Annotated in this window: 23 protein-coding genes, 1 pseudogene and 1 riboswitch; of the genes and pseudogenes, 9 read left to right on the top strand and 15 right to left on the bottom strand. The window is 63.4% G+C overall.

Going from position 1 to position 26,626, the window contains the following annotated elements; translation table 11 throughout:
- Positions 1–76 precede the first annotated feature (76 nt).
- The 4 genes from BV82_RS04665 to BV82_RS04650 all read right to left on the bottom strand — a co-directional run bounded on the left by BV82_RS04665 (position 77) and on the right by BV82_RS04650 (position 3,466).
- Complete coding sequence (locus BV82_RS04665) at positions 77–721, bottom strand: MBL fold metallo-hydrolase (protein WP_010225797.1); 645 nt, start codon at positions 719–721, stop codon at positions 77–79.
- A gap of 65 nt (positions 722–786) precedes the next feature.
- Positions 787–1,173, bottom strand: a complete 387-nt coding sequence (locus tag BV82_RS04660) for a hypothetical protein (protein ID WP_036993860.1) — start codon at positions 1,171–1,173, stop codon at positions 787–789.
- Positions 1,170–1,862, bottom strand: coding sequence for a sensor histidine kinase (locus BV82_RS04655; RefSeq protein WP_010225795.1), 693 nt, complete (start codon positions 1,860–1,862; stop codon positions 1,170–1,172). The genes BV82_RS04660 and BV82_RS04655 overlap by 4 nt, the downstream gene beginning before the upstream one ends.
- Complete coding sequence (locus BV82_RS04650) at positions 1,859–3,466, bottom strand: tetratricopeptide repeat-containing response regulator (protein WP_036993859.1); 1,608 nt, start codon at positions 3,464–3,466, stop codon at positions 1,859–1,861. The genes BV82_RS04655 and BV82_RS04650 overlap by 4 nt, the downstream gene beginning before the upstream one ends.
- A gap of 431 nt (positions 3,467–3,897) precedes the next feature.
- Between BV82_RS04650 and BV82_RS04645 the strand changes: the two genes are divergently transcribed.
- On the top strand, positions 3,898–5,391 hold the full coding sequence (locus BV82_RS04645) for an aldehyde dehydrogenase family protein (RefSeq protein ID WP_036993858.1): 1,494 nt from the start codon (positions 3,898–3,900) through the stop codon (positions 5,389–5,391).
- 71 nt (positions 5,392–5,462) lie between these two features.
- Here the strand turns inward: BV82_RS04645 and BV82_RS04640 are convergent, their stop codons facing one another.
- The 6 genes from BV82_RS04640 to BV82_RS04615 all read right to left on the bottom strand — a co-directional run bounded on the left by BV82_RS04640 (position 5,463) and on the right by BV82_RS04615 (position 16,468).
- Positions 5,463–7,367, bottom strand: coding sequence for a sigma-54-dependent Fis family transcriptional regulator (locus BV82_RS04640; RefSeq protein WP_036993857.1), 1,905 nt, complete (start codon positions 7,365–7,367; stop codon positions 5,463–5,465).
- A gap of 118 nt (positions 7,368–7,485) precedes the next feature.
- A complete protein-coding gene (locus tag BV82_RS04635) occupies positions 7,486–10,206 on the bottom strand; it encodes a winged helix-turn-helix domain-containing protein (protein WP_036993856.1) in 2,721 nt (906 codons plus the stop codon).
- Between the two features lie 205 nt (positions 10,207–10,411).
- Positions 10,412–11,776, bottom strand: coding sequence for a DUF1329 domain-containing protein (locus BV82_RS04630; protein ID WP_010225787.1), 1,365 nt, complete (start codon positions 11,774–11,776; stop codon positions 10,412–10,414).
- A 27-nt stretch (positions 11,777–11,803) separates the two neighbouring features.
- A complete protein-coding gene (locus tag BV82_RS04625; RefSeq protein ID WP_010225786.1) occupies positions 11,804–13,693 on the bottom strand; it encodes a DUF1302 domain-containing protein in 1,890 nt (629 codons plus the stop codon).
- 333 nt (positions 13,694–14,026) lie between these two features.
- Positions 14,027–15,709: a fatty acid--CoA ligase gene (locus tag BV82_RS04620; RefSeq protein WP_036993854.1), complete on the bottom strand. Its 1,683-nt coding sequence runs from the start codon at positions 15,707–15,709 to the stop codon at positions 14,027–14,029.
- A gap of 129 nt (positions 15,710–15,838) precedes the next feature.
- On the bottom strand, positions 15,839–16,468 hold the full coding sequence (locus tag BV82_RS04615; RefSeq protein WP_010225784.1) for a LysE family translocator: 630 nt from the start codon (positions 16,466–16,468) through the stop codon (positions 15,839–15,841).
- Positions 16,469–16,615: 147 nt separating this feature from the next.
- Here BV82_RS04615 and BV82_RS04610 point away from each other — a divergent pair, with 147 nt between their 5' ends.
- The 5 genes from BV82_RS04610 to BV82_RS04590 all read left to right on the top strand — a co-directional run bounded on the left by BV82_RS04610 (position 16,616) and on the right by BV82_RS04590 (position 20,443).
- Positions 16,616–17,194, top strand: coding sequence for an NAD(P)H-dependent oxidoreductase (locus BV82_RS04610; protein WP_036993851.1), 579 nt, complete (start codon positions 16,616–16,618; stop codon positions 17,192–17,194).
- 11 nt (positions 17,195–17,205) lie between these two features.
- Complete coding sequence (locus tag BV82_RS04605; RefSeq protein WP_010225782.1) at positions 17,206–17,574, top strand: MerR family transcriptional regulator; 369 nt, start codon at positions 17,206–17,208, stop codon at positions 17,572–17,574.
- Between the two features lie 21 nt (positions 17,575–17,595).
- Positions 17,596–18,558, top strand: a complete 963-nt coding sequence (locus BV82_RS04600) for a 2-hydroxyacid dehydrogenase (protein WP_010225780.1) — start codon at positions 17,596–17,598, stop codon at positions 18,556–18,558.
- A 51-nt stretch (positions 18,559–18,609) separates the two neighbouring features.
- A complete protein-coding gene (locus tag BV82_RS04595) occupies positions 18,610–19,608 on the top strand; it encodes a class I SAM-dependent methyltransferase (RefSeq protein ID WP_036993850.1) in 999 nt (332 codons plus the stop codon).
- A 38-nt stretch (positions 19,609–19,646) separates the two neighbouring features.
- Positions 19,647–19,768, top strand: a riboswitch (yybP-ykoY riboswitch).
- A gap of 87 nt (positions 19,769–19,855) precedes the next feature.
- Entirely contained in the window at positions 19,856–20,443 is a 588-nt protein-coding gene (locus BV82_RS04590; RefSeq protein WP_010225776.1) for a TMEM165/GDT1 family protein, read from the top strand.
- A 111-nt stretch (positions 20,444–20,554) separates the two neighbouring features.
- Here BV82_RS04590 and BV82_RS04585 read toward each other — a convergent pair whose 3' ends face one another.
- Positions 20,555–21,370, bottom strand: coding sequence for a M48 family metallopeptidase (locus tag BV82_RS04585; RefSeq protein ID WP_010225775.1), 816 nt, complete (start codon positions 21,368–21,370; stop codon positions 20,555–20,557).
- Between the two features lie 154 nt (positions 21,371–21,524).
- On the opposite strand from BV82_RS04585, the pseudogene BV82_RS26630 reads away from it, so the two are divergent.
- A pseudogene (locus BV82_RS26630) lies at positions 21,525–22,811 on the top strand (methyl-accepting chemotaxis protein); the annotation flags it as partial.
- A gap of 12 nt (positions 22,812–22,823) precedes the next feature.
- Positions 22,824–23,666: a methyl-accepting chemotaxis protein gene (locus tag BV82_RS26625; protein WP_374045267.1), complete on the top strand. Its 843-nt coding sequence runs from the start codon at positions 22,824–22,826 to the stop codon at positions 23,664–23,666.
- Positions 23,667–23,775: 109 nt separating this feature from the next.
- On the opposite strand, the gene BV82_RS04575 is transcribed toward BV82_RS26625, so the two are convergent.
- Genes BV82_RS04575 through BV82_RS04565 form a run of 3 tightly spaced genes read right to left on the bottom strand, consistent with a single transcriptional unit; the run spans position 23,776 to position 24,855 of the window.
- Entirely contained in the window at positions 23,776–24,399 is a 624-nt protein-coding gene (locus BV82_RS04575; protein ID WP_036993847.1) for an SOS response-associated peptidase, read from the bottom strand.
- Positions 24,400–24,412: 13 nt separating this feature from the next.
- Positions 24,413–24,673 carry a putative signal transducing protein gene (locus BV82_RS04570; RefSeq protein WP_010225772.1) on the bottom strand — a complete coding sequence of 87 codons (261 nt, stop codon included), beginning with the start codon at positions 24,671–24,673 and terminating at the stop codon, positions 24,413–24,415.
- Entirely contained in the window at positions 24,673–24,855 is a 183-nt protein-coding gene (locus BV82_RS04565; protein WP_010225771.1) for a CPXCG motif-containing cysteine-rich protein, read from the bottom strand. Before BV82_RS04565 ends, BV82_RS04570 begins: the two co-directional genes overlap by 1 nt.
- A 124-nt stretch (positions 24,856–24,979) precedes the next feature.
- Between BV82_RS04565 and BV82_RS04560 the strand changes: the two genes are divergently transcribed.
- Complete coding sequence (locus tag BV82_RS04560; RefSeq protein ID WP_026001466.1) at positions 24,980–26,143, top strand: 1-acyl-sn-glycerol-3-phosphate acyltransferase; 1,164 nt, start codon at positions 24,980–24,982, stop codon at positions 26,141–26,143.
- A 96-nt stretch (positions 26,144–26,239) separates the two neighbouring features.
- Here BV82_RS04560 and BV82_RS04555 read toward each other — a convergent pair whose 3' ends face one another.
- The gene (locus BV82_RS04555) at positions 26,240–26,500 is read right to left on the bottom strand and encodes a hypothetical protein (protein ID WP_036993845.1); all 261 of its coding nucleotides are present in this window, start codon (positions 26,498–26,500) and stop codon (positions 26,240–26,242) included.
- Positions 26,501–26,626: the final 126 nt, after the last annotated feature.

Below are 26,626 nucleotides of genomic sequence, written 5' to 3'. Positions count from 1 at the left end.
TTCGAAAGTGCAGCGGATCTGATTCGGATCTATGCCAGCCTTGGATTGCAGCAAAGCAGAAAAATTCCCTGAAACTTCACGCGCGCACGAACGGGTTCTGGCGCATCTCATCACCCAGGCGGGTATCCGGCCCATGTCCGGTCACCACCGTGGCCTCTTCATCCAGGCTGTACAAGCGCTGCTTGATAGAACGAACGATAGTCGCCTGATCACCACCCCACAAATCGGTGCGACCAATCCCACGGCGAAAAAGCGTATCGCCTGCAATCAGCAGCTTGGCCTCGGCGAACCAGAAACTCATCGAGCCCGGCGTGTGCCCCGGGGTGTGCAAGGCCACGCCACAGCCGCAGGCCAGTTCTTCGTCATCGGCCAGCCAGCGGTCCGGCGCCGGCACTGGAGTGTAGGGCACGCCGAACATCTGGCACTGCATTTCCAGGTTGTCCCAGAGGAACTGGTCGTCCTTATGCAGGTGCAGGGTGGCGCCGGTCTTCTCCTTCAACTGCCCGGAGGCGAGGAAATGATCCAGATGCGCGTGGGTATGGATGATGCTCACCACCTTCAGGCCATGGGCATCCAGGCGGGCGAGGATCTGCTCGTGATTGCCACCCGGATCGACGACGATGGCCTTTTTGCTGATCGGGTCACCGATGATGGTGCAGTTGCACTGCAACGGGCCGACGGGGAAGGTTTCGCGGATCAGGGCGGGTTTAGCCGGGTTCATGGGGCAATCCTGTGGAGCAAAGGGTGGAGTGTCGCACAGCCTTCCACCTCCGGCGACGACACTCGTCACTTCACCTCAAGGCGATACTCGCGATCCGCACTCAAGCCAGCACACTGCGTACCAAACGCCCCCACCGACACCACGAAGTGATAGACCCCCTCACGTTGCGGTGTGCCGACCAATGTCGCGTCAGGCCTGCGGCCCTGGTGCTGCAGTGTCAGCCCTGGCGGTAAGGGTTCGGCATAGAAGCCACTCACCGGCGAACTGCTGGCGATGAGCGTGATCTGCGCCTGATAGGGCTGCCCCACCCTCGCCAGCGGCAAGGCTTCAGGGGAGAGCGTCGGCTGCGCACGCAAAGCGCAGCTGACCAGGGTAATCGGGTACAGGGCAATCTGACACCCGCTCAATGGCAGCAACAGCCCGGCCAACAGCCCGCGGGATAACCACTTCACGGCAAATAGAGCCTGAAAAGCCCCCCGCCCAACACCCCGCCGTTGGCAATCTCGATCCGCCCCTTGACGCCGTTGCGCTCGTGCAGAGCGGCAATCCGCGCCGCGAAGTATAGCCCCAGGCCGGTGCTGCCGCTCTTGCCGTCGATACCCTGCACATACTCCTGCTGACGCTCGAGCATGCGCGCCGGGAAGCCCGGTCCGTCATCGTTGATGCTCAGCAGCAGTTGTTCGCCTTCGTCGCTGACGCTGATCAACAAGGTATGCCCGGCATAACGAATGGCGTTGTTGAGGATGTTGGCCACTACCGAGCCAACCAGTTCGCGGTCGAAGAAACCCAGCGGGCTTGCGGTTTCAATGCGCCAGCTGGCGAGGATGTCGCGGTGCTGCAGCAGGTTCTGCTGGGCCGCCAGCTGGGCTTCGATGAAATCGTCGAGCTCGTGATAGTCGGGGCACATGGGCAGTTGGTTGACGCCCAGCTTGTACAAGCCCAGCAACTGCACCAGCATGCCGTTGAGGTGGCTGAATTCGTGCTCCATCACCCCCTGTTCGCTGCCGCTGCGCAACGCTTCGGGCAGGCGCGCCAGCCACTGGCTGTGGGCCTGGGTCAGGGCCGCCAGGGAGTTCTTCATGTCGTGTACGGTGGAGGCGATCACCGTGGAGAAATCCAGCCCCTGGTTGTCCTGGTTCATGCGCCAAAGGCCCGGATGTGCAGTTTGCGGTAGCGATCGTAACGGTTGTCGCTTTTCGGGATGCCGGTCACGCTGCCCAGGCAGGCACGGCACTCGTCCATGATCGCCGGCGGCGGTGCCTCGCCACCGATGCGCAGCAGCGCCTGGGCGGTGTTGAGGGCAATACTGATGTTCTTCGGCTGCAGCGTCAGGGCCCGGCGGAACTGCGCCAGCGCTTCGCTGAGCTGGCCGGCCTGGTAACTGCGAACGCCCTGGCGGTTAAGGTCGACCGCTTCGGTCACCGCGCCCAACACGCTCGGATCATCGGTCAGTTGTGCCACGCTCTGCATGACCTTGGGGTCGTCGCCGTAGGTCTCCACGCAGCCCTTGAGAATAGAGGTGCCGGCAGCCTCCTGACCGAGCTTTTGCAACTGCGTGGCCACCACCAACGCGGCTTCCACCGAGAAAAACTGGTCCATTTTCTCCAGCCGGGCCATGGCCTGTTCGGTCAGCTTGGCGGCGGTTTCGGCGTCGCCAGCCTGCTGCAGGCTGGCGGCTTTCATCAACCGTGCGCGCACCTGCAGCCCCTGGTCTTCGACGTTCTCTTTGGCCACTTCGCTGAGCACGGTGTTGATCTCGACCCGGGTACGTGCATCCAGGCCGTTGCCGGCGTTCTTGTTCATCAGCGCCTGCACCAGCCCGAGGTTGCTCTCCGGGTCTTTGTAACGCGAGCTCTGGCCCTGGTTGACGGCGTGCCGGTAGGCCTTGGACGAGGTGTCGTAGTCGTCGTTGCTCAGGGCCAGCTTGCCCAGCATCATCTGCCGGCGTACGGCCAACGGCGAAAGGCGCACGGCCTCTTCCAGCACACCCTGGGCGCGCTTGCTTTCACCCAGGGCCACCAGCACCTCGGCCAGGCCATCGTACAGCCCGGGCATCATCGGGAAAGCCTTGAGTGCTTGTTCGTATACGCCCTGGGCCTGGGCCAACTGGTTGCGCTTGTACAACAGGTTGCCCAGGGCGGCATAGGCCCAGGGCGTGGCGCGGCTGGCGATGATGGTGGTGAGGAACTTCTCCAGCTCGTCGACGCGGTTGAGGTCGCGCAAGGCATCGGCGCGATAACGCAGGCACAGCGGCGCGAAGCGCGGGTCCTTCTTGCACAGCTCGGCACAGGCCGCCAGCACCTCGGCCGGACGGCCGCGGTCCAGGGCCTGGAGGATCGGTTTGAGCAAGGTCTTGCGCTGCACCAGTTTTTCCAGGCGCTGAGCCAGGCCGATGCGGTTGAACGGCTTGGTCAGGTAGGCGTCGGGCTCGTGCTCCAGGGCGCTGAGGACAATCGCCTGGCTGCTTTCGGCAGTGACCATGAGGAACACGCACTCATGACTGATCAGTTTGTCGAGGATCAGGTCCTCGAGCACCTGCTGGCCGTTCTTCTTGCCATCGCCCAGGTGGAAGTCTTGAAGGATAAAGTCGTAACGTTTCTGCGCGCACATGCGCAGTGCCTGCTCGCCACTGTCGGCGGTGTCGACATCGCGCACGCCCAGTTCGCGCAACATCGAGCGGGCCGAGCTGCGAAAATCGGAGAAGTCATCGACAATCAGAAAGCTTTTTTGGCTGTAGACCTGCATCCACGAAACCTGTCATGGCAAATGAAAAAATAGACGCAGAGGCACCTTCACGGACAGGCTCGGCTTCGCGGGTAGATTCGCTGCGGCAATGAATCGGGCCGCACTCGCAGAGTATCGGCCACACAGGGCGATAGCTTGAGGCTTGCGCTGCGCATATTTGGCGCACGATCGTACCAGCAATGACGCAAACAATAGCACTATGCTATCACTGTTCATGCCAAGCACAGAGTAAAGCGCCGCGCCCCTGTTGCGGACAACGGTGCTGAGGTGACGATACATACCGACCCGTCTCACCACTGTCTCAAAATGAGACGGAGCATCCCGGCGACAGGCTGCCAACGTTGCCCGACAGCGCCTGAAAACAGGGACTTCGCCACGTTGGCACACGCGTTGCGAACACCCGGCACTCACTCACAACAATGAGGTTTGCCATGTCCACCACTGCCCCCCTGCACCCCGACGTCGAAGCCTTCATTCGCCGCGCCCCACGCATGCTGATTGGCGCCGACTGGGTCGACTCCAGCGATGGCGCCCGCCTGACCCTGCGCAACCCGGCCAACGGCGAGAACCTCTGCGAGGTGCCCGCCGCCACCCCGGCCGATGTCGACCGCGCGGTACACGCCGCCCGCCAGGCGTTCGATGACTCCGCCTGGAGCCGCACCCGCCCACGCGAGCGGCAGAACCTGCTGTGGCGCCTGGCCGACCTGCTTGAGCGCGACGGCGAAATCCTCGCCCAGCTCGAATGCCTGAACAACGGCAAGAGTGCCGTGGTAGCCCGGGCCATGGACGTGCAGCTGTCGATCGACTTTCTGCGCTATATGGCCGGCTGGGCCACCAAGATCGAAGGCAGCACCGTCGAGGTGTCGATGCCGTTGATGCCCGCCGATCAGTTCCACGGGTTCGTGCGCCGTGAAGCGGTCGGCGTGGTCGGCGCCATCGTCGCCTGGAACTTCCCCCTGCTGCTGGCCTGCTGGAAGCTCGGCCCGGCCCTGGCCACCGGCTGCACCATGGTCCTCAAGCCTGCCGATGAAACCCCGCTGAGTGCTCTGAAACTGGCCGAACTGGTACTGGAAGCGGGTTACCCGGCGGGGGTCTTCAACGTCGTGACCGGCACCGGCCTGGTCGCCGGCGATGCCCTGACCCGCAACCCGCTGGTCGACAAACTGACCTTCACCGGCTCCACCGCCGTGGGCAAGACCATTGGCAAGATCGCCATGGACTCCATGACCCGGGTCACCCTGGAACTGGGCGGCAAATCACCGACCATCGTCATGGCCGACGCCGATCTGGCCAGCGCCGCCGCCGGCGCCGCCAGCGCGATCTTCTTCAACCAGGGCCAAGTGTGCTGTGCCGGTTCCCGCCTGTACGTACAGCGCAAGCATTTCGACAATGTGGTGGCCGATATCGCCGGCATCGCCAATGCCATGAAACTCGGCAACGGCCTGGACCCCAGCGTGGAAATGGGGCCGCTGATCTCCGCGCGCCAGCAGAAGCGCGTCTACGACTACATCGAGCAAGGCCGCAGCAGCGGTGCGACCATCGCCTGCGGTGGCGAGCAATTCGGCCCCGGTTACTTCGTCAAGCCAACGGTGATTGTCGATGTCGACCAGCGTCACCCGCTGGTGCAGGAAGAAATCTTCGGCCCGGTGCTGGTGGCCATTCCGTTCGATGACGAAGCTGACGCGGTGCGCATGGCCAACGACAGCCCCTACGGCCTGGGTGCGAGCATCTGGTCCAACAACCTGGGCGCGGTGCACCGGATGATCCCGCAGATCCGCTCGGGCTCGGTATGGGTCAACTGCCACAGCGCCCTCGACCCGGCGTTGCCGTTCGGCGGCTACAAGATGTCGGGGGTCGGTCGGGAAATGGGCGCAGCGGCCATCGAGCACTACACCGAGCTCAAGTCGGTGCTGATCAAGCTGTAACCCTCAGAGTGGCAATGCGCTGTTGCTGGCCGCGCTCGCCTAACGGGCGGTCGAGGCCAGCAGGCGCTGGATCAAGGCGGCGTCTGCTTGAGCTTGCGGTACAGGGTTGCACGGCTGATGCCCAGGGCCTCGGCTGCCGCAGTGACATTGCCAGCATGGCGTTCCAGGGCCTGGCGAATCAGCACGCTCTGGCTGTCACGCATGCGTGTGCTGGGCGGCTGGGCGCTGTCGCGCAATTCGTCGAGCAGGTTGTCGGGCAGATGATCCAGGCCCAGTTCCTGTTCACCGGCTTCACGCATGGCCAGCAGCAAGCGCAAGGTCATTTCCAGCTGACGGATGTTGCCCGGCCAGTGATAGCCGGCGAACAATGCACTCAGCTCGCTCGAAAGCTCGACGCCCTGGCCACCGAGGCGATCAAGCAGGCTGCGCACCAGCGCCGGCAGGTCTTCGCGCTCCCGCAACGCGGGCAACTGCACGCTGATGCCATGGATACGGTAAAAAAGGTCTTCACGAAACTGCTGGCTTTGCACCTGGGCCTTGAGGTCGCGATGGGTGGCGCAGATCAGGGCGATATCCAGGTCTTGCTCCTGGCCCGCGCCCAACGGCGCAACCTTGCGCTCCTGCAACACCCGCAGCAGGCGGGCCTGCAAGGCCAGCGGCATATCGCCAACTTCGTCCAGAAACAGCGTACCGCCATGGGCCTGCTGCAGGCGCCCGATCATGCCGCCGCGACGCGAGCCGGTGAACGCCCCTTCACGGTAGCCGAACAGCTCCGACTCGATCAGGCCTTCAGGGATCGCCGCGCAGTTCACCGCCACAAAGGGCTTGCCGGCGCGCGCGCTGTCCTGATGCAGGGCGCGCGCTACCACTTCCTTGCCGCTGCCGGTCTCGCCCAGCAGCACCACCGGCAGGCCGTTGGCCAAGCCCTGACGCGCCATGCGCAGGGCCCTGGCGTGGCGGCTGTTGCCGGCGCCAAGGCGCTCCAGGTCCGGCTGTTGAGTGCTTTGCCGAGGCGCCCGTGCAGCCGGCACGACAACGCTCAGTGGCCGCTGCGGCACCTGCAGGGCCTTGTAGAAAAAACCACCCTTGGCTGTCTCGGTGCTTTCGACGCTGCCTGGTTGCACGCGCGCCAGCCATTGCTCCAGGCGCATGCCGAGCAGGCTGTCGCAACGTTGGCCGAGCAGCGCCTCGCGCTGACTGCCGAGCAGTTGGCAGGCCTGGTTGCTGGCGGCCAGGATACGCCCGTCCAGGCCCAGTGCCAGCAGGCCCTGCCAAGGGGAGCCGAGGTATTGCCGGCGGCTGTGAAACGCCAGCACGATCTGCTGCGGGTAACTGTTGTTGAACAGCTTGCCCTCAATCTGGCTGACCGCCAGGGCGAGCAAGGCAGTGCGGTCCTGCAAGCGGCCCAAGGGCCCTTGGCGGGTCAGGTCGAGCACGCCGAACAGGTCACCTTGCGGGCAGTGGATCGGCACTGAGGTGCAGGAATAATCGCTGAGCCGTTCGAGAAAATGTTCGCCACAATCGATCTGCACCGTGCGCGCCTCCACCAGCGCCGTCCCCAGGGCATTGGTGCCGCATTCGGCTTCACTCCAGCGGGTGCCAGGGACAATCCCCGCCTCGGTGCTGTGGCGCACAACGTCGGCCGGGCCTTCAACGGCCAGGATGGTCGCATCGGCGTTAGCCAGGATGATCAGGGCGTCCTGGCCCTGATGCCCACTCAAGTAATCGAGTTCCGCGGTGGCGGCATCGAGCAGCAAGCGGTTGTTGGCGAGTAACAGATCAAGGTTGGCCACCGGGGCCAGGCCGAGGTCATGCTGACTGTGCACGCCGACGCCATGATCAAGGCTGCGGCGCCAGGAGGCGTCGATTTCGGCACGCAACACGCCTTCCGGCACCTGGCCGTCCACCGCGAGTATTTCCCGGGCTAGGCGTGTACTGGGAGGGAGTGCGATCGTTGTTGTTTGTTGCGGGCTCATCGGCTGCTCCGGATCGGTATCCCGATTCAAGCAAGTCCCACGCCAGCAATGGTCGACGGGGCAAGCGGCTCCCATCCTTTTACGTCAAGGACGGTTGCGCTGCAATCACCCGGTGTCACTATTGCAGCATCCCCAGGGCCTTGGCCCGGGCCACCGCCTGGGTCCGGCGCTCGACGCCCAGCTTGCTGTTGATGTGGCTGGCGTGGGTTTTCACCGTGTGCAGGGAAATGAACAGGCGCTCGCTGATTTCCTGGTTCGAGCAGCCTTGGGCAATCAGCTCCAGCACTGCCATCTCGCGGCTACTCAACGATTCGTTGCCAGCCATCGATTCGACCGATTCAGGCGTCGGCAGCAACCCCAGCAAGCTGCTTTGGGCGGCCCCCTGAGGGTGTTGCAGCAACTGCTCACGCAGCCATTTCGGGTGGTCCTGCAGCAGGCGCTGGAAAGGTTGCAGAACACCGCCGCGCGCGGACTCCAGGGCCAGGCCCAGCAGGTCTCGCGCCTGCGCCTCGTTATTGCTGGCCAGCAGCAGAACCATCCACTGGCACAGCGCAGTGACGCAGAGCATCTGCCCGCCGCTGGCCTGGCCGCGCTCCACCAGTGCCTGCAAGCGGCACCCGGCCTGTTCCAGACGACCTTGGGTGCGTTCGAGCAAGGCCTGCTGCAGTTCGATATGCAGCGGCAACAACGGGTGGAACTCGGGAGCAGCCGCCGCCTGTTCGCCACCGTAGGTCTGGCCCAGGCGCAACAGCCAGGACTCGGCCAGGTCGGTGCGGCCCTGGGCCAGCCACAGCTCGCACTTGACCAGGGTGATCATCGCCAGATAGAAAATCGGCGGCACGTCCCAGATGTGCATCAGCCGCTCGGCTTCGGCAAGCTCGGCAAAGGCTTCGGCGAAACGCCCTTCGCGGCCATCCAGCGAAGCGATCACGCAATGACCGATCAGTACGCTGATGTCGCGACAGGCGCGCGCCTCGATCAGCCCGGCGCGCAGGCGGCTACGGCCGGCTTCCGGTTTTAGCCGTGCCGCCAGCAGGTAGCCCTCGTACAGGGTCAACCGCGCTCGTGCCGCGTACAGCCGTTGCGCCGACAAACCCTGCAGGCGCTGCAGGCCCTGGCGCACTTCATCCAGGGCGCGCAGCACCTCACCACGGGCGTGCAGTACCCGCGCGCGGTCGTAATGGGCCAGGGCTTCGAACAAGGGATTGCCGACCCGCTGGGCCAGCTCCAGCGCTTCGCGGTTCCAGCCGCGGGCACGCCAGAAATCGGCATCGGCGATGGCCAGGTTGGACAAGGTCGACAGGCATACCAGACGCTGCCCATAGCGCTTGAACGGCAAGCTGTGCAGCGCCTCGGAGCAGTATTCGAGGGTGCGCTGGCGGTCGCCGCGACCACGGGCAATGACCCCGCTCAACGCCAGCCACTGGGCCAGCATGGATTTCTGTGCGGTGGCTGAAGGCGCCGGCAAAAAACGGCTCAGGTGGCTGGCCAGCTCTTCGGCGGCATCCAGTTGCCCGGCCAGGCCCAGGGCCCAGCTGTACAGCACGATCAGCCGCGGCGTGCTGATCAGCAGGCTGTCGGGCAGGTCCATCTTCCAGCGCAGGAGCATGCCGACGTTCTGCTCGGCCAGCAGTTGCTCCTCGGACAGGTTCTGCACCAGGTTGGCGGCCACATCCAGGTGCCCGGCACGCAAGGCCTGCTCGACGGCTTCATCGAGCAGGCCCTGGCCATGGAACCAGCGACAAGCGCGCAGGTGCAGGCTCGACAACGGCAGGCTGGCCTGGCGGGTGCGCAGCAGGTCGGAGAACAAGTGATGATAACGGAACCAGCGCCCGTGCTCGTCCAGCGGCACCAGGAACACCTGGTGTGCCTGCAGGTATCGAAGGATCTCGGCACTGTCATGGCTTTCGCGCAGGGCGTCACAGAGCTCGGCGCAAAAGCGCTCCTGGCAGGCGGTGTCGTATAGAAACCCCTGCACTTCGGCGGGCAGCATCTCGATCACTTCTTCGAGCAGGTAGTCACGAATCAGCCCTTCGCCGCCATGCAGGGCCTGAGGCAAGGCACTGTCGGCCCCCGCCTCGTTGGCGGCGAGCAACCAGAAACGCAAACCGGCGACCCAGCCATCGCTGCGCTGGATCAGGTTGTCCAGCGCCTGTCCGCGCAGCACGCTCGGTTGCTGGCCAAGCACGGCGAGGGATTCATCGGTGGTCAGGCGCAAGTCCTGCTCATTGAGTTCGAGCAACTGGCGCGACAGACGCAGGCGCGCCAGGTGCCAGTCTGGCCGCTGCCGGCTGGTCACCAGCAGCACCAGGCCAGGCGGCAGGTGATTGAGGAAAAACTGCAGGCAGCGATCGAGCACCGGGCCCTGGGCCAGGTGGTAATCATCCAGCACCAGCAGCAAGGGGTTGTGCGGCTGCAGGTGCCGGGCCAGCTCATCGAGCAGGCCGTCGAGCCATTCTTCGAAGGCGAACGGCTGATGCCGCTGGCGCATTTTCAGCAGGCCCAGGGCCTGGCCGCCAAGCGCCGGGCAGTACTGCTGCAAGCCTTCGAGCAAGCGCTCAAGAAAGCGCCCGGGGTCGTTGTCGCGCCGGCTCAGCCCCAGCCACAGGCTGCTCCAATGGTTGGGCAACCCCTGGCAGAACTCCACCGCCAATGAACTTTTACCGAAGCCTGCCGGTGCGTTGACCAGCAACAAGCGCCCACCGAGCCCCGCGTGCAAACGCTGGCACAAGCGTGCTCGCGGTACATAGCCTTCGGGCAATGGCGGACGAAAGAAGCGGCCCTCCAGGACGCTCATGGCCTGGCTGGCGAACCCTTGCGTACGGGACAGATCAGTCATGGCCGGCTCGTTCTAGTTAGGGAATCTTCGGCAGTACGGATCAAGGCAGACTAACGGGTTAAACCGCACATTTGAAGATGATTGCCCCTTTATGCCGAAAAAAGACTACAACAAAAAACGACAAACCTGAGCGGGTCACGCTGCGCAAACAGAAACGCCCCGGCAAGCCGGGGCGTTCTGGGAGATCACACGGAGGTTTTAAAGCTTAGCGCACACCTTCCTGGCGAAGCGCGGCAGGCTGGAAGTCAGCCTTGGAGGCAGTGAAGCCAAAGTCGTAGGCTCTCTTTTCCTCGTTCTTCATGCCCAGAGCCAGGTAACGACCCGATTGCAGGTCGTAGATGACTTCCAGGGCGTACCACGGCACCTGGACGTTGTAGTAGTCCTGGGAGTGGGCCTCGGACACGCGCCACAGCTGGTTGCGGCCGTCGTATTGGTCGATCACCGCGGCTTGCCAGGTGTCTTCGTCGATGTAGAAGTCACGCTTGGCGTAGATATGGCGCTGGCCCGGTTTCAGGGTCGCAACCACATGCCATACCCGGCGCAGCTCGTAACGGGCAAGGTCCTGGTTGATGTGCCCGGCCTTGATGATGTCGGCGTACTTGAGCTTTGGATCGTCGAGCTTGTAGCTGTTGGAGGCAATGTACAGCTCTTTCTTGCCTTCCAGCTTCCAGTCGTAGCGATCCGGCGCACCGTTGTACATGTCCAGGTTATCGGAGGTGCGCAGGCCGTCGGCAGCAGTACCCGGACCGTCATAGGAAACCTGTGGCGCAGCCCGTACCCGACGCTGGCCGGCGTTGTAGACCCACGCTTTGCGAGGCTCTTTGACCTGGTCCAGGGTTTCATGCACCAGCAGTACGGTACCGGCCAGACGCGCTGGCGCCGTCACCTTCTGTTTGAAGTAGAACAGTACGTTGCCCGGGTTGGCCGGATCGTAATCCTTCATCCGGTCACGGAAGACGAACTGGTCCTGGAAGTACACCAGGCTGTACGAGCCGTTTTGCTGCGGCGTGGCCTGGGTTACCAGACGGGTCACGCTGCCGCCACGGTAGCGGGTGATGTGGTTCCAGATCACTTCCACGCCGCTTTTCGGAATCGGGAACGGTACGGCGTTGTCGAAGTTCTCCAGGCCGTTGCCACCACCGACCAGGTTGGTGCTGGTGGCGTTTTTCTTGATCGCGGCAAACACTGCATCCGGCACGGTGGAACCGCGGTGGGTCGGGTACACCGGAATCTTGAAGGTGTCCGGATAGCGCTTGAACATAGCGACCTGGCCTGGGGACAGTTTGTCCTTGTACTGGTCGACGTTCTGCGCGGTGATGGTGAACTTCGGTTGCTCGTTGCCGTACGGGTCGGAAAGGAAGCCCTTGCCGTCGACGCTACCGGCGCCGGTGGACAGCGGCTTCCAGGCGGTGATCGAGCCGTCGGCGTTACCGGCCTTTTCCGCCCCCATCGGCGTCAGGCTCGCGCCCAGCTTGGCCGCCTCGTCGGCGGAAACCGCCGCCATGACACTGGTCGCCAACAGGGACAGGCCCAGTACACCGGCTTGCAGCAGAGTCTTGGTTGTTTTCATCTTCATGGTCGTCCTGAATCCGAATTCTTAGAAGTTCACGCCGAAGCTGAGGGCGATGAAGTCGCGGTCATCCACGGTGGTGTACTTGCCGTCGAAGAAGTTGGTGTACGACAGGCTGGTGGTGTAGGTGTTCTGGTACTCGGCGTCCAGGCCCAGGCTGATCGCCTTGCGCCCTTCCTCGAAGTTGCCGCCAGGGCCTGGCGAGTAACCGGAGACGTCATGGGACCAGGCGATGTTCGGCTTGAGGTTGACCCCGGCGAACACGTCGTTGTAGTCCCAGATCGCCCGGGCGCGGTAGCCCCAGGAGGTGCTGGTGGTGTAACCGTCGTTTTCGCACTTGCGACTGCGGTTGTCGCCCGAGGTGCCGGGGCCTGCGCCGGTGATGGTGCCACTGTTGAGGATCTGCGAGCAGGTATCGAAACCGCCGGTTGCCGGCAATGGACCAGGACCGTAGACCGGGTCACGGCCATAACGCACTTCGTGGGCGCTTTCCAGGCCGCCGACATGGGTCACGCCCAGCTCACCCACCACGGTCAGACGGCTGGCGCCCATGACCTGGTCGAAGAAGTGCGTCAGGGTGGTCTGGAACTGGGTGATTTCCTTGCGCCGGTAACCGTGCAGGTCCTGGCCAGGAACACCATTGAGCAACGAGGCGTTAGCCAGGGTCCCGCCAATTGGACGCACGCCAGCAAACAGGATGTCGGTGGTGTTCAGTTGCACCGGCGCATTCGGCCGGTAGCTGATTTCACCGCTCCACGCGGTACCGGTAGGCAGGGTGGTGGAGAAGCTCAGGCCATACAGGCGGATGTCTTCAGGGTACTCGACGAAGTACTGCGAGTTGCCCGCAACGATCATCGGCGCCAGCGGCCGCAGGGATGCCGGCAAGCCAGCCAACCCGGCATAGACCGATGGCGCGGCGCCGGTGGCGCTGAAGATCGGCGCACGGCTGTGGTAATTCATGAAGTAGGCGCCGAATTCGGTACCCAGCGGGTCGTACATGTAACGGAAGGCCACACCGAACTGGCCGCTGTCGCGCGCATCGCGGTCCGGGCCACGGCGTACCAGCACGCCTTCTTCGTTGATGTTCACCCCGCGGGTGGCGAGGAACTGCTGGGCAGCGCCCGGCACCGTACGGCTGCTGTTGAGCACGCGCAGGTTGTCGGTACAGCCGTCGGCAATGATGTCCGGCTGGGAGAAGAAGGTGCCGCAGTTGTCGACGACGGTCTGGTCCCATTCGATCTGGTAGAACGCTTCGGCCGAGAGGTTGTCGGTCAGGCTCTGGGACACATAGAACATGTTGACCGGAATCAGGCCTTCCTTCACTTCGGCGCCCGGGCGACGGAATGCGGCGACGTCGATCGGGTTGATCGAGTTGATGCCGCCACCGATGAAGGTACTTTCACCCCAACTGACCACCTGCTTACCCAGGCGCACCGAGCCCGGCTGATCGGCGATGGAGTAGTTGTGATAGACGAAGGCGTCGAGGATCTGCCCGCCGGACGATTGCGCGCCCTCTTTGCGGTTGGAATCGCTGATGTCCTTGAACTCGCGATGCTCGTCCTTGAGTTCGAAGTCGTACCAGTACTTGCCACGGACGAATACCCCGGTATCGCCGTACTTGAGCTCCAGATCATGGATGCCCTTGAAGATCTTCGAGAAGGTTTCACCGCGCTTGAAGTTCAGGTGGCCGTCATCGGAGGTTTGCGACAGGCCCTTGCCGCCGTTGTTGACGCCGATCAGGTTCTTGTTCGGGTTGGCTGTCGACCAGCTCGCCCCCACCGACAGCGACGAGTCGAACGAGCCTTCGATTTCACCGATATTGAAACTGACGCCGAAAGCAGGACCGGCGAGCGTAGAAGCGAGGCTGACGGCCAGGGGCAGTTTCGCCCGGCGCCAGAACAGATTTGCTGATGTCATCGACGCTACTCCATGTACTTTATTTTTATGGCAGTGAGTCCTTTGCAGAAACGCATCGTTCGAGCGGTGTGAGCGCACCTTTTGCTCGAGCGAGTGGCTGGGCACATGCATGTGCGATCCCCCGTTCCTGAAAATCCCCTGAACCGACTATAGCCAGCAGGTTGAACTGCTTGATCCCTCTAAAGTGTGATTTGCATCCCAACCCCTCTGCCGTGGTCTGCATGACCGGCCACTATGCTGGCAGGGGGAAGAATGGCTGAATTTCGTCATTTGACAAGGCAGCCATGCGTCTGGCGTGCGGGTCGCGCCCGAATGGGCACGACCCGCCTGACGTTACAGGGTCGAGAGGAAGGTGCTGTTACTGGCTTGCCATTGGCTGATATCCACGCGGATTCGCTTCTTGTCGAGCTTGCCGACGCTGGTCTTGGGAATTTCAGTAACAAGGGCGATCTGACTGGGGATTGCCCACTTGTTGATGTGCCCCAGCTCCACGAACGGCTTGAGGTGCGCCTTGAGCGCCTTGGCATCGATGCTCTGGCCTTCGTGGAGCACCAGCAGGGCAAACGGCCGCTCGCCCCACTGTGGATCGGCGACGCCGACCACTGCCACTTCGCGGACCGCCGGATGACGGCTGATCAGGTCTTCGAGCTCCAGTGAAGAGATCCACTCACCGCCGGTCTTGATCACATCCTTGATCCGGTCGCGGATATCGATCACGCCCATGCTGTCAAGGGTGGCGACGTCGCCGGTGTGCAGCCAGCCGCCGTGCCAGAGTTCGGCGCCCTTCTCGGCCTCGCGGAAGTAGCCCATGGTCAGCCACGGCGCCCGCAATACCAGTTCGCCCTGGGTTTCGCCATCGGCCGGGAGGAACTTGCCAGTACCGTCGACGATCGCCGCCTCCACCAACGGTACCGGCACCCCGGCCTTGATCCGGTAGGTGATGCATTCATCTTCGCTACCGGCCAGCAATTCGTCGTTGAGGTGGGCACAGGCCACCAGCGGGCAGGTCTCCGACATGCCATAGGCCGCGGTCAACTGGATGCCATGGGCCTTGGCCGCCTCATACAGGGCGCGGTTCAGCGCACTGCCGCCGATGATGATCTTCCAACCGCCAAAGTCCTGCTGCTGGGCGCCCTTGGCGTTGAGCAGCATCTGCAGGATGGTCGGTACGCAGTGCGAGAAGGTCACCTGCTCCTTGCGCCACAGCTCGCACAGCATCTCCGGTTCGTAACGCCCCGGGTAAACCTGCTTGATGCCAAGCATGGTCGCCACGTAGGGAATACCCCAGGCGTGGACATGGAACATCGGGGTAATGGGCATGTACACATCGTTGCTGCCGAGCAGGCGCACGCTGTCGATACTGCCGGTGACCGACGCCGCCGCCAGGGTGTGCAGCACCAGTTGCCGGTGGGTGAAGTACACCCCCTTGGGGTTACCGGTGGTGCCGGTGGTGTAGAACGTGGTGGCCACCGAGTTCTCGTCGAAATCGGGGAAGTCGTACACCGGGCTGGCCGCCGCCAGGAGTTGCTCATACTCACCGACCAGGTTGGGCAGGTCGGCGGTTTTTTGCTCACCATCGGTCAGCAACAGGGTTTTCTCGACCGTGGTCAGTTGCCCGGCGATAGCCTGGTAGAGGCCGACAAAGTCGCTGTTGACCAGCACGAAGCGGTCGTCGGCGTGATTCATGGTGTAGAGGATCTGCTCCGGCGACAGGCGCACGTTGATGGTGTGCACCACTGCGCCGATCATCGGGATGGCAAACATGCATTCGAGGTAGCGATGGCTGTCCCAGTCCATCACCGCCACGGTGTCACCGGCCTTGACCCCCGCCGCGGTGAGCACGTTGGCCAGCCGCGCGATGCGTTCGTTGAGGGTCAGGTAGCTGTAGCGCAGTTGATCGCGGTAGACGATTTCGCGGGTTTTCTCGTAGCGACTGCCCGACAACAGCAAACGCTTGATCAACAGCGGAAACTGATAGGCGCCCTCGGCGGGAGGAATGACGCGAGTCTGCAACATAGGAGTCCCTTTTCTAGTGTGCACAAGCTAAGCAAGACATGTCCTACTCTAGAACGCCACAGCAGCGGCCAAATCAGCCAAAGGAATGATTTGACCGGTACAGGGACCAGCGGCGTTTAACCATCACTGTCAGTGCATCTCGGTGAAGGCAATCTTCACGCCCAGGGCAATCAGCACCGCCCCCATGCTGCGGTCGAACCAGTGGCCCATGCGCGCAAAGGCGGCGCGCACCCGCTGCTGGCTGAACAGCCTGGCCACCAGGCAGAACCACAGGCCGGTGGCCAGTGCCAGGTAGACGCCGTAGCCGGCCTGCACGGCCAACGGGGTGTGCGGGTTGATCACCACGGTGAACAGCGACAGGAAAAACAGCGTCGCCTTGGGGTTCAGGCCGTTGGTCATGAAGCCTGCGACAAAGGCGGCACGCGGCGTGCGCTCGACCGTCGAGACCTGCACGGCGTCACTGCCAGGCGCCGCAGGGCGGGCGCGCAGGGCCTTGAAACCGATATACAGCAGATAACCTGCTGCCAGCCATTTCAGCACGTTGAACAGCATGATCGACTGCGACACGATCAAGCCGATACCCAACAGCGAATAGCCCACATGCAGGAAAATCGCCGTACCGACACCGCAGGCCGTCCAGGTGCCGGCGCGCCGGCCGTGGGTAACACTCTCGCGTACCACCACGGCAAAGTCCGGGCCGGGGCTGGCCACCGCCAGCAGGTGAATCAACGCGACAGTCAGAAATTCAGCCCAGTACATGGGGGCTCCTTGCGGCAAAGAAGGCAATCGGGGGCGCTACATTACGCTTTCGTCCTTTCGGGCAACAGTCTCTGGTAGGAGCGGGCTTGACTCTCCTCCTGAGGGCAGGGGTTAGCCTCAGCGCTTTTGCCCCTGGACCTGCCTTCGATGAGTAAACGAATCCTGGTGATACTCGGCCACCCTGCGCGCAACAGCTTCTGCGCCGCGTTAAGTGACAGCTACATCAATAGTGCCCGGGATAAAGGCCATAGCGTCTGCCTGCTGGCACTCGGCAACCTGGCCTTCGACCCGATCCTGCATGACGGTTATCAACAGGTGCAACCCCTGGAGCCCGACCTGCTGCAAGCCCAGCAACTGATCAGTTGGGCCGAGCACCTGGTGTTCATCTTCCCGGTCTGGTGGGGCGGCATTCCGGCGTTGCTCAAGGGCTTTCTCGATCGCATCCTGCTGCCCGGCTTTGCCTTCAAATACCGCAGCGGCTCGCCCTTCCCCGAACAACTGCTCAAGGGCCGCAGCGCCGACCTGCTGGTGAGCATGGACACGCCGCCCTGGTATTACCGCTGGGTCTATCGCATGCCGGCCCTTGAGCAAATGCGCCGCACCACCCTTGGCTTCTGTGGAATCAGGGCCAAAAAGACGTTAACGTTCGGTCCTGTCATCAGCTCAAGCGAACGGCAACGCGAAACCTGGCTGCAACAGGCGCGCACACTGGCTCGCCGGCATTAAAAGGACGTTCGATGTACATTGGCAAAGCCGCGCAGTTGTCCGGGGCGACCATCAAGAGCATTCGCCACTATGAGCGCATCGGCCTGTTGCCGGCGCCCAGGCGCCAGGGAAGCTATCGCCTGTATGACCAGCAGAGCGTCGCCCTGCTGAGCCTGATCAAGTGCGCGCAAAAGCTCGGTTTCAGCCTCAAGGAAATGCAGGCGCTGGTCGGCGATGATCAGGCCGGGCTGCCGATGGAGCGCGTGCGCCAAGCGATTGCCGGCAAGAAAGCCCAGTTGCAGGCGCAGATCCAGGCGCTGCAGCAACAACATCAAGGCCTGCTCGAACTGGAAAGCAGTCTTGAGCAAAGCCATTACGATTGCTTCGTCTACAACGCCTGAGCCCTCACAGGAGTCATCCTAATGTCCATCTCCCGTCGCGCCGTATTTCTCGACCATAGTTCCCTGGACCTGGGTGACCTGGCGCTGGATCGCCTCAAGGCCTGTTTCGATGATTTGCAGCTGTATCCGGCAACCGCTCCCGAGCAGGTCGCCGAACGCCTGCAGGGCGCAACCGTGGCGATCAGCAACAAGGTCATGATCGACGCCGCCACCCTGGCGGCCTGCCCCGAACTGAAGCTGATCCTGGTGGCCGCCACCGGCACCAACAATGTCGACCTGCAGGCGGCACGCGCTCAAGGTATCGTCGTCAGCAACTGCCAGGGTTACGGCACCCCGTCAGTGGCGCAGCACACCCTGGCCCTGCTGCTGGCCCTGGCCACCCGCCTGAGCGACTATCAAAAGGCCGTCGCCGACGGCCGCTGGGGCCAGGCCAAGCAGTTCTGCCTGCTGGACTTCCCGATCGTCGAGCTGGAAGGCAAGACCCTCGGCCTGCTCGGCCATGGCGAGCTGGGTGGCGCCGTGGCGCGCCTGGCCGAAGCTTTCGGCATGCGCGTGCTGCTAGGCCAATTGCCCGGCCGTCCGCCGCGCGAAGACCGCCTGGCGCTGGATGAGCTGCTGCCGCAAGTCGACGTCTTGACTCTGCACTGCCCGCTCAACGAGCACACCCACAACCTGATCGGCGCCCGCCAACTGGCCCTGCTCAAGCCGGGCGCTTTCGTGATCAACACCGCCCGCGGCGGCCTGATCGACGAGCAGGCCCTGGCCGATGCCTTGCGTGCCGGCCACCTGGGCGGTGCCGCCACCGATGTGCTGAGTGTCGAGCCGCCAGTCAATGGCAACCCGCTGCTGGCGACGGACATCCCGCGCCTGATCATTACCCCGCACAGCGCCTGGGGCGCGGTCGAATCACGCCAGCGTATCGTCGAGCAGTTGAGCGAAAACGCCGAGGCGTTTTTCGCCGGCAGCCCGCGCCGCCAGGTCTAAGCCAGGCCCGGCTCTGGTAAACTGCGCCACTTTTTTCAGGAGTCGCCGTCCATGGACCCGCGCAGTGAAGTGTTGCTTCGTCAGGCTGATCTTTTCCAGGGCTCGCTGTTGCTGGCCGGTTTGCCTGCTGACGACCTGCTCGGCAAGCTGCCAGCGGCCCATGGCTGGAGCTGGCATGCCGGCGATCATGCGGCGCTCGATGCGCGCTTCGCCGGGCGCAGCCACTTCGGCGTAGAAGCACCGGCCCAGGCCTTCGACGCCGCCGTAGTGTTTTTGCCCAAGTCCCGTGACCTGGCCAATTACCTGCTCAACACCCTGGCTTCGCGCCTGGCCGGCCGCGAGCTGTACCTGGTCGGCGAGAAACGCGGCGGCATCGAAGGCGCGGCCAAGCAGCTGCACGCCTTCGGCAAGCCCCGCAAGCTCGACAGCGCCCGCCATTGCCAGTTGTGGCAGGTCACCGTGGAGCACGCACCGCAAGCCAAATCGCTGCAAAGCCTGGCCGAGCATTTCGAACTGGCGCTGGCCGATGGCCCGCTGCAGATCGTCAGCCTGCCGGGTGTGTTCAGCCACGGCCGCCTGGATCGCGGCAGCGCCCTGCTGCTGGAAAACCTCGATCAACTGCCCACCGGCCACGTGCTGGATTTTGGTTGTGGTGCGGGCGTCCTCGGCGCGGCCATCAAACGTCGCTATCCGCAAAACCGCATCACCTTGCTCGATGTCGATGCCTTCGCGGTCGCCAGCAGCCGCCTGACCCTGGCCGCCAATGGTCTGGACGGCGAGGTGATCAGCGGCGACGGCATCGATGCCGCACCGCGCGAGCTTGACGTGATCATCAGCAACCCGCCGTTTCATACCGGGGTGCACACCAATTACCAGGCCTCAGAAAACCTGCTGCGAAAATCAGCCGATCATCTGAAAAAAGGCGGAGAAATGCGCCTGGTGGCCAATAGCTTCCTGCGCTACCAACCGCTGATCGAAGAGGCCCTGGGCAACTGCCGGATCCGCGACGAAGGGCAAGGCTTTCGCATCTACCAGGCAACACGCGGTTAAAATCAGCGCTTGCCGAAACGGATTTGCCTAGGCAGAATCCGCTCCGTCCTAGGGGAGTAGTCTCCCGCGAGCACCCAGCTCGCCCGGTACGCGTCAACATACTTGGTCCACAGACCATGGCGCGTGCGACCCACGGTCCGCACAGACGGACCCAGGGTTTGACAAGACCTATGACACGAACACCTTACCCGGGGCGGGAAGGCTGTACGTGTCATAGCCGTGTCGACCCGCCCCCGTAGGAATCCTGATGCTGGAATCATTGCTCGTCCCCACCGCGATCGTGGCCCTCGCCGAAATTGGCGACAAGACCCAATTGCTCGCGCTCATCCTTGCCGCCCGCTTTCGCAAACCCTGGCCGATCATTGCCGGCATCATTGCTGCGACCCTGGCCAACCATGCGGCTGCAGGCGCGGTCGGCGCCTGGGTCAGCACCTTCTTCAGCGCCGCCACCTTGCACTGGATTCTCGCGGCCAGCTTTGCCGCCACGGCGTTGTGGACGCTGATCCCGGACAAGATGGACGATGACGAAGCCAGCACCGCCCGGCGCTTCGGCCCGTTCCTGACCACCCTGATCGCGTTCTTCATCGCTGAAATCGGCGACAAGACCCAGGTCGCCACGGTGATGCTGGCGGCACAGTATCCGCACCTGATCATGGTGATTATCGGTACCACCCTGGGCATGTTGATTGCCAACGTACCGGTGGTGCTGGCGGGCAACTTCGCCGCCGAGAAACTGCCGCTGACCCTGATCCGCCGCCTGGCTTCGGCCGCGTTCTTCGTCCTGGCCGCTGTGGCGGTGTATTCGGCAATGCAGGTCAGTGGCTGGATAGGCTGATCGGTGGTGACTTCATCGCTGGCAAGCCAGCTCCCACAGGCCTTGTATACACAGGACCCTGTGGGCGCCGGTCTTGCCGGCGATGGGCCGCAGCGCGGCCCCGGCTATAACTTACTTGCGGGCCTGTTCGTACAACGGCATCACCTTCGGAATCGCCGCCTGCAACGACGCCTGGCGGCTCGCCGAGGCCGGGTGAGTGCTCATGAACTCCGGCTGCGAACCGCCCGAGGCCTGGGCCATCTTGTCCCACAGGCTGATGGCTGCATTCGGGTTGTAACCGGCACGGGCGGCCAGTTCCAGGCCGATCAGGTCGGCTTCGTTCTCGTTAGCCCGGCTGTTGGGCAGGGTCAGGCTGTATTGCACCACGGTGTCGGCAATTGCCAGGCTGTCCTGGCCCAGGCCCAGCAAGGCTCCCGCGCCCTGGCGGGCCATCTGCACACCATAGGCCTTGGACATCGCTTCACGGCCATGCTCGCGCAAGGCGTGGGCGATTTCATGGCCCATCACCGCAGCCAGCTCGTCATCGGTCAGCTTGAGTTTGTCGATCAGGCCGTTGTACACGAAGATCTTGCCGCCAGGCCCGCAGTTGGCGTTGAGCTCGTCGCTCTTGATCAGGTTCACTTCCCAGTTCCACTGTGCCGCATCCGGGCGGAATTGCGGTGCCTGGGCAATCAGGCGATTGGCGATGGCCTGCACGCGCTTGGCATTGGCGCTGCTCTTATCGAGCACACCCTTGCTCGAAGCCTCACCCAGGGTCTGCTGGTAGGACTGGGCGTACATCTGGTTGACTTCATCGGTCGACAGCATGCTGAACATATATTGCTTACGCTCGACACCCACGGCGCCGCCGCTGGTGGTGTTCACCGCCTGGCAGCCAGCAAGCAGGACGCTGGCGCTCAATGCACCGATTACAAATGACTTACGCATGAAAACACTCCCTTCGAACATGCCGCGTATCCTAGGCCGACTCGCTTGAGCCCGCCATATCCCTGATGAAGATTTCTCCAGACGGTGCTCATGCTTTCGCCCCGCCGGGCCGATAACGCAAGGCAGACGCCTTTCCTTGCGCTTGGAGCCCCACATGAAGTTCCGGTCGATCCAGTTTTCCGTCGCAGCCCTGGCTGGTGCCATTGTCCTGAGCATTGTTGCCGCTCTGGTGCTCTACGCCGTGTATGCCGGCGAACGCACCCAGGAACTGGTGCAAACCCGCACTCAGCAGCAGTTCGAGGCGGTGATCGAGCAGCGCCTGACCGCCCTGGCGCGGACCCAGGTCAGCGAAATCCAGCGCGGCCTGGAAGCGCCCCTGCTGATCGCCCGCGGCCTGGCTACCAGCAACGCCATGCTTGGCATGCAGGACAGCAACGGCAATGCCCTGCTGAAGATCGAACGCGAGCAAATGATTGCCCTGCTCAAGCAGACGGCGCTGACCAACCCGCTGATTCTCGGCACCTACCTGGGCTGGGAGAGCAATGCCCTGGACCACGATGACGCGCGCTTCGTCGGCACCTCGGTCACCGGTATCGACAGTGCCACCGGGCGCTTCCTGCCCTGGTGGTTCCGCAACGAAGACGGCAGCCTGGGCCTGGACAAGCTGGCCGACGTCAATGACCAGACCGTCCTCGCCACCGGCGTGCGCGCCAGTGAGTACTACCTGTGCCCACGGGAGTCGAAAAAAGCCTGCGTTATCGACCCGGCACCTTACAAGGTAGGCGACAAGGTGGTGATGCTCGCCTCGTTCGTCGAGCCGATCATGATCGACGGCAAGTTCCAGGGCATTGCCGGCGCCGACCTGTCGGTGAACTTCATCCAGGAACTGCTCAATACCGCCGACCGCCAGCTCTATGACGGGGCCGGCGAACTGGCGCTGGTGTCCGGCAACGGCCGCCTGGTGGCCTTTACCAAGGACCCGGGCAAGTTCGGCGAAAAAGCCAGCGACGCTCTCGACGCCAATGCCGCCGGCACCCTGGCGCAACTGAGCGGCGAAAACCTGCACTACGAAGTCGACAAGAGCGCTGGCCGCATCGAGCTGTACCTGCCATTCAAGATTGCCAATACCGACGCCCGCTGGACCCTACTGCTGGAGCTGCCGATCAGCGCAGTGATGGCCGATGTGGAAAAACTGCAAAGCGACCTCAGCGCCCAGCGCAGCACCGACATCACCGGCATGACCCTGGTAGGCCTGGGCATCGCCGCGCTGGGCCTGCTGGTGATCTGGCTGCTGGCCCACGGCATCGCCCGACCACTGCGGCAGATGGTGGCGATGCTCGATGACATCGCCCAGGGCGAAGGCGACCTGACCCGCCGCCTGAGCAGCGACCGCGCCGATGAACTGGGCTCGATCGCCAAGGGCTTCAACACTTTCCTGAGCAAGCTGCAGGCGATGATCAGCCAGGTGGTGGCCTCGGTGCAGAAGGTCAGCGACTCCTCGGAGCACACCGCCGACATCGCCATCCGCACCAACCAGGGCGTGCACAAGCAAATGGCCGAAATCGACCTGGTGGCCACCGCCGTGCACGAGATGACCGCCACCGCCCAGGACGTTGCGCGCAACGCCACCCATGCGGCCCAGGCCGCCAGCAACGCCGATCAGGCCGCCCACCAGGGCCTGGAAATCGTGCGCAACACCTCCCATTCGATCAGCGCCCTGGCCGAGGAAATCGGCCGCGCTGTCGGCGTGGTGCAAACCCTGGCCCGCGACAGCGAGAACATCAACGCCATCCTTATCGCCATCCGCGCGATTGCCGAACAGACCAACTTGCTGGCGCTCAACGCCGCGATCGAGGCAGCGCGCGCTGGTGAACAGGGCCGTGGTTTTGCCGTGGTGGCCGACGAGGTGCGTAACCTGGCGCAGAAAACCCAGCAGGCCACTGAAGAAATCCAGCAGATGATCCAGCAACTGCAGCAGGGTACCCGCGATGTGGTGCGCGTCATGGAAGACAGCCAGGGCAAGACCGACGACAGCGTGCAGCAAGCGGCGCGCGCCGCCGAAGCCCTGGAGAGCATCACCCAGGCGGTATCGGTGATCAACGACATGAACACGCAGATAGCCAGTGCAGCCGAAGAACAGAGCGCGGTAGCCGAGGATATCAACCGCAACGTGATCAATATCGGCCAGGTGGCCAACGAAGTGGCGGGCGGCGCCGATGAGTCAAGCACCGCCAGTGCCGAGCTGACCAAGCTGGCCGAGCAGCAGCGGCGGTTGATCAACCAGTTCAGAGTGTGAGGTCTTGGGGCTGCTTCGCAGCCCATCGCTGGCAAGGCCAGCTCCCACAGGGTCAGTACACACTCCATTGTGGCAGCCGGCCTTGCCGGCGAAGCCCTTTCCAGCCCCCTCAAGCAGGGGTCAAGCACTCCGGCCCATTGAGCTTGGGATCGTTGACGAAATTGGCCAGCACCCGCTCGCGCAGCGGTGCCTGGCCGCCCGCCAGCAATTCGTACAAGCGCGCCGGCGGGGTCTGGGGATCAAGCCACGCCGCTTGCCCGGCGGCATCAAGAATCAGCGGCCGTCGCTGGGTCATCGCCGCCTGGGTCACCACCGCGGTGCTCAGCCAGACCTGATCCTGCACCGGATACGCCTCCCAGATCGCGGCAAAAAACAACGAGGAGCCCTCCCCCGGCGTCAACCAGTAGGGGCGCTTGCGCTGGGTGCCACGCCATTCGTAAAAACCGTTGGCCGGCAACAGGCAGCGGCGCAGGCGAAAGGCCTCACGGAACATCGGCTGTTCGGCCAGGGTCTCGGCCCGGGCATGGGCCGGGGTGCGTGACAAGTCGGTGAGCCAGGCCGGAGTCAGCCCCCAGCGCGCCCGCGCCAGTTCCATCTGGCCATCGTCGAGACGGCGCTGGATCAGCACCGAGGCACCGGGGGAGATGTTCCATTGCGCCTGCTGGTCACCGGGAAATCCCGGCAACGCAGCAAAGGCGGGAGACCAGCGAAACAGCGCATAACGTCCACACATGAGGGGCAAAAACCTAGCAAATCAGGGTTCCGGGGAGGTTCTCCGGTTCGTCGCCCACAAGTGGCTGGGCGCTATTGTACGCGGCGATCAGCTCGCGTGCGCAGGCGGCCTGCTCATCGGCCACCGCCAGGCCCAACAGACCGTGCATCGGCAGGTCGCCCATGGCGCCCATCAGGTCGCGGCCGACCAGGTGCACGGTGATGCCTTCACTGGCGAGCATGCCGATAAGCATTTGCGCTTCCAGCAGGCTTTCAGGCTCGTAAATTCGCTGCATCAGTCATTCTCACCATAAACGTCCAGCATCCATTCCTCGCCATGCACCTGCAGCACGAAGCGGATCGGCTTGCAGCACACCTGGCAGTCCTCGATGTACTCCTGATCACCGCCCGACAGGTCCACCGTCGTCTCGACTTCTTCACCACAATAAGGACAATCGTAGATCGCTGTCTCCAGCATCGCGGCCTCCCGAGTGACTTGTGCGTATAATTGCCGGTCTATTTACAGGCCCTGAGTGTGTCTGAGCCGTTTTTCAGACCCCGGCCCTACCTATTACCCTAGCCGTTTCCAACAAGAGAGCATGATGGGCGAATTCGATGCCATCCGACCGTACGACGACGCTGAAGTCCCTGCCGTTCTGGCACGGCTGCTCAGCGACCCGGCATTCCTCGATATCCTCACCCACTTCCGCTTCCCGCGCATGGCCGGGGCCTTCGGCTGGCTGCTCAAGCCGTTGATCGCCCGACGCCTGCGCAAAGAGTTTGCCGGGGTCAGCTGCGTCTCGACGCTGCAGGACAAGGTCGAATACTACGTCGACCACACCATCGAGCGGGCAACCGACGGCGTGACCTATACCGGTGTAGAGCAGCTCAAGGCCGGTACCGCCTACCTGTTCCTGGCCAACCATCGCGATATCGTCATGGATCCGGCGTTCGTCAACTATGCCGTCTACCACGCCGGCCTGCCGACCCCGCGCATTGCCATTGGCGACAACCTGCTGCAAAAGCCGTTCGTCAGCGACATGATGCGCCTGAACAAGAGCTTTATCGTTCACCGCTCGATCACCGGCCGCCGGGAAAAGCTTGCCGCTTACCAGTTGCTGTCGGCCTACATCAACCATTCGATCCGCAATGACTGCCAGTCGATCTGGATCGCCCAGGCCGAAGGCCGGGCCAAGGATGGTGATGACCGGACCGATTCGGCGATCCTGAAAATGTTCCACATGAGCCGCAAGGACGAGCCGTTCGGCGCAGTGATCCAGTCGCTGAACCTGAGCCCGGTGTCGATCAGTTACGAGTACGACCCGTGCGATCAGGCCAAGGCCCGCGAGCTGTACATCCGCGCCACCACCGGCACCTACAGCAAGGCGCCAGGTGAAGATGACGTCAGCATTGCCCAGGGCATCACCGGCTACAAAGGCCGCGTACACATCAACTTTGCCCCGCCGGTGAGCGAGTTCGTCGAGGACACCAAGCAACTGGCAGCCGAGATCGACCGGCAGATTCTGGCCGGTTACCGGTTGTTCCCGGTGCATTATCTGGCGTATGCGCAGTGGACCGATGCCGACCCGACGCTGGCAGTACCGGTGGCGGCCAAGGTGTTTCCGGCCGATGAACTGGCCCGCGCCCAGGCCGAATGGCAGCGCCGCCTGGACGCTTGCCCGGCCGAGCATCGGCCGTTCCTGGTGCAGCAGTATGCGACGCCGGTACGCAATCAGTACCGGGTCAAGGCGGGGTTGGCGCTTTAGGTCGCACCGCGTCGCCTGCATCGCTGGCAAGCCAGCGCCCACAGGAACACTCTGTGGGAGCCGGCTTGCCAGCGATGGGCTGCGAAGCAGCCCCGATCACACCCAGGTACTGAACCAGGACAGCAACAAGGCCAGCGCCAGGAAGGCGAAACCGAGGATGTAGTAAAAACGGTTGATGCGCAGGCTCATGCCATCGACCACTGCCTCATCGGCGGCCATGCCCGCCAGGGTTTGCGCCGCGCGACGCCGGGCGCTGTGCAGCAGCAGGCCGCCCGGGCAGGTCAGCAGCAGGGCCAGCAGGTTGATCAGCTTGGCCGGATGGGCGGCAAACAGCCCCCAGATCACTTGCAACGACATCGCAAAACCTCAAAAAGAAGTACATCGATACTTTCGACACGGCGGGCATTCTACCCAAGCGCCGCGCCCGTGCCTGCCCTTTGCGACCAACGACGATTAATTCGCAGCGTCACACGCTCGTCATCT

This window comes from Pseudomonas donghuensis, from assembly GCF_000696345.2.
GTDB lineage: Bacteria > Pseudomonadota > Gammaproteobacteria > Pseudomonadales > Pseudomonadaceae > Aquipseudomonas > Aquipseudomonas donghuensis.
This window is presented reverse-complemented; position numbering and strand designations above follow the sequence as displayed.

What these genes read in the sequence shown, in the direction of transcription:
- BV82_RS04665 (WP_010225797.1), bottom strand. Translation starts at nt 721, where the DNA reads ATGAACCCGGCTAAACCCGCCCTGATCCGCGAAACCTTCCCCGTCGGC.
- BV82_RS04655 (WP_010225795.1), bottom strand. Translation starts at nt 1,862, where the DNA reads ATGAACCAGGACAACCAGGGGCTGGATTTCTCCACGGTGATCGCCTCC.
- BV82_RS04650 (WP_036993859.1), bottom strand. Translation starts at nt 3,466, where the DNA reads ATGCAGGTCTACAGCCAAAAAAGCTTTCTGATTGTCGATGACTTCTCC.
- BV82_RS04645 (WP_036993858.1), top strand. Translation starts at nt 3,898, where the DNA reads ATGTCCACCACTGCCCCCCTGCACCCCGACGTCGAAGCCTTCATTCGC.
- BV82_RS04640 (WP_036993857.1), bottom strand. Translation starts at nt 7,367, where the DNA reads ATGAGCCCGCAACAAACAACAACGATCGCACTCCCTCCCAGTACACGC.
- BV82_RS04635 (WP_036993856.1), bottom strand. Translation starts at nt 10,206, where the DNA reads ATGACTGATCTGTCCCGTACGCAAGGGTTCGCCAGCCAGGCCATGAGC.
- BV82_RS04630 (WP_010225787.1), bottom strand. Translation starts at nt 11,776, where the DNA reads ATGAAAACAACCAAGACTCTGCTGCAAGCCGGTGTACTGGGCCTGTCC.
- BV82_RS04625 (WP_010225786.1), bottom strand. Translation starts at nt 13,693, where the DNA reads ATGACATCAGCAAATCTGTTCTGGCGCCGGGCGAAACTGCCCCTGGCC.
- BV82_RS04620 (WP_036993854.1), bottom strand. Translation starts at nt 15,709, where the DNA reads ATGTTGCAGACTCGCGTCATTCCTCCCGCCGAGGGCGCCTATCAGTTT.
- BV82_RS04615 (WP_010225784.1), bottom strand. Translation starts at nt 16,468, where the DNA reads ATGTACTGGGCTGAATTTCTGACTGTCGCGTTGATTCACCTGCTGGCG.
- BV82_RS04610 (WP_036993851.1), top strand. Translation starts at nt 16,616, where the DNA reads ATGAGTAAACGAATCCTGGTGATACTCGGCCACCCTGCGCGCAACAGC.
- BV82_RS04605 (WP_010225782.1), top strand. Translation starts at nt 17,206, where the DNA reads ATGTACATTGGCAAAGCCGCGCAGTTGTCCGGGGCGACCATCAAGAGC.
- BV82_RS04600 (WP_010225780.1), top strand. Translation starts at nt 17,596, where the DNA reads ATGTCCATCTCCCGTCGCGCCGTATTTCTCGACCATAGTTCCCTGGAC.
- BV82_RS04595 (WP_036993850.1), top strand. Translation starts at nt 18,610, where the DNA reads ATGGACCCGCGCAGTGAAGTGTTGCTTCGTCAGGCTGATCTTTTCCAG.
- BV82_RS04590 (WP_010225776.1), top strand. Translation starts at nt 19,856, where the DNA reads ATGCTGGAATCATTGCTCGTCCCCACCGCGATCGTGGCCCTCGCCGAA.
- BV82_RS04585 (WP_010225775.1), bottom strand. Translation starts at nt 21,370, where the DNA reads ATGCGTAAGTCATTTGTAATCGGTGCATTGAGCGCCAGCGTCCTGCTT.
- BV82_RS26625 (WP_374045267.1), top strand. Translation starts at nt 22,824, where the DNA reads ATGATCAGCCAGGTGGTGGCCTCGGTGCAGAAGGTCAGCGACTCCTCG.
- BV82_RS04575 (WP_036993847.1), bottom strand. Translation starts at nt 24,399, where the DNA reads ATGTGTGGACGTTATGCGCTGTTTCGCTGGTCTCCCGCCTTTGCTGCG.
- BV82_RS04570 (WP_010225772.1), bottom strand. Translation starts at nt 24,673, where the DNA reads ATGCAGCGAATTTACGAGCCTGAAAGCCTGCTGGAAGCGCAAATGCTT.
- BV82_RS04565 (WP_010225771.1), bottom strand. Translation starts at nt 24,855, where the DNA reads ATGCTGGAGACAGCGATCTACGATTGTCCTTATTGTGGTGAAGAAGTC.
- BV82_RS04560 (WP_026001466.1), top strand. Translation starts at nt 24,980, where the DNA reads ATGGGCGAATTCGATGCCATCCGACCGTACGACGACGCTGAAGTCCCT.
- BV82_RS04555 (WP_036993845.1), bottom strand. Translation starts at nt 26,500, where the DNA reads ATGTCGTTGCAAGTGATCTGGGGGCTGTTTGCCGCCCATCCGGCCAAG.